1 protein-coding gene is annotated in these 1,095 nt (G+C 66.8%); it reads right to left on the bottom strand.

The features are described 5' to 3' along the window. Window positions 1-17: 17 nt before the first annotated feature. Window positions 18-986 carry an IS481 family transposase gene (locus MA875_RS17330; RefSeq protein ID WP_248243444.1) on the bottom strand — a complete coding sequence of 323 codons (969 nt, stop codon included), beginning with the start codon at window positions 984-986 and terminating at the stop codon, window positions 18-20. Window positions 987-1,095: the final 109 nt, after the last annotated feature.

Here is a 1,095-nt window from a genome sequence, read left to right as displayed (position 1 = left end):
GCCCTAGATGTACCGGGTCAGGACGTTGGTTGCAGGCGGCTGATCGGGGGCTTGCCTCCGAGTGCTGAGTGGCGACGTCCAGTGTTGTAGTGCTCCAGCCAGGGGTCAAGGGCCGCGGTGCGAGCGTCGTTCGAGGTGAACGGCTGCCGGTAGGCCCACTCGGTCTGCAGGGTGCGGTTGAATCGCTCTGCTTTACCGTTTTGCCAGGGGCAGTGGGGTTTGATGAACTTCTGTCGGATGCCGTGCGCGGCGCAGACCTCGCGCAGCGACCAGCGGTAGGCCCAGGAGTTGTCGGTGAGCAGTCGTTCGATGCGGACGATGCCGTGCCGGGCGAAGTAGCCGATCGCGCGCTCGAGGAACGCGGCGCAGGTCGGTCCCTTCTCGTCGGGGAGGACCTCGGAGTACGCCAGCCGGGAGTGGTCGTCGACGACCGAGTGAATGTAGTCGAACCCGATCCTCGTCGTCCGGTCTCGCAGGAGTGACCCCGCCTCTCTGCCGTGGGCCTTCCAGCCGCCACCGTCGGGGATGCGGCCCAGCTTCTTCACGTCCATGTGCACCAGCTCACCCGGTCGCTCGCGTTCGTAGCGGACCGTGGTGGTCTTGGACGCGCGGATCTGCTCACCGGTCATCGGGTCCAGTTCCGCCAGCCGCGGCAGGCCAGCGCGCGCGATGATCCGCGACACCGTCCGCGCCGGCACGCCGGTCCGGGTCGCGATCTCGTCACGCCCGATTCGCTCCTTCTTCCGAATCGCGACCACCGCGGCCGCTGCGGCGTCTGGGGTGCGGTTGGCGATGCGATGAGGGCGCGAGGACCGGTCGTGCAGACCAGTCTCACCCTCGTCCCGGTACCGGTCCAGCCACCGCTTCACGCAGCGGCGTGACACGCCCATCGCCGCGGCGATATGAGCTTGCTTCCACCCCGCACGGGCGCGATCCACGATCAGCAGCCGGCCGTGCACGGTCAGTCGAGCGTTACGGTGGGACACGAGAACCTCCGAGTTCGTGAAGACGTCAGATATCTCCACTAAGCCCGGAGGTTCTCCCCATTCACAATGCCCAAACCCGAACCAACCTCATGGCCCGGTACACCTAGAG

It is taken from the genome of Microbacterium kunmingense (genome assembly GCF_023155745.1).
Lineage (GTDB): Bacteria > Actinomycetota > Actinomycetes > Actinomycetales > Microbacteriaceae > Microbacterium > Microbacterium kunmingense.
Note: the sequence above shows the minus strand (reverse complement) of the source record. Positions and strands in the feature narration are given on the sequence as shown.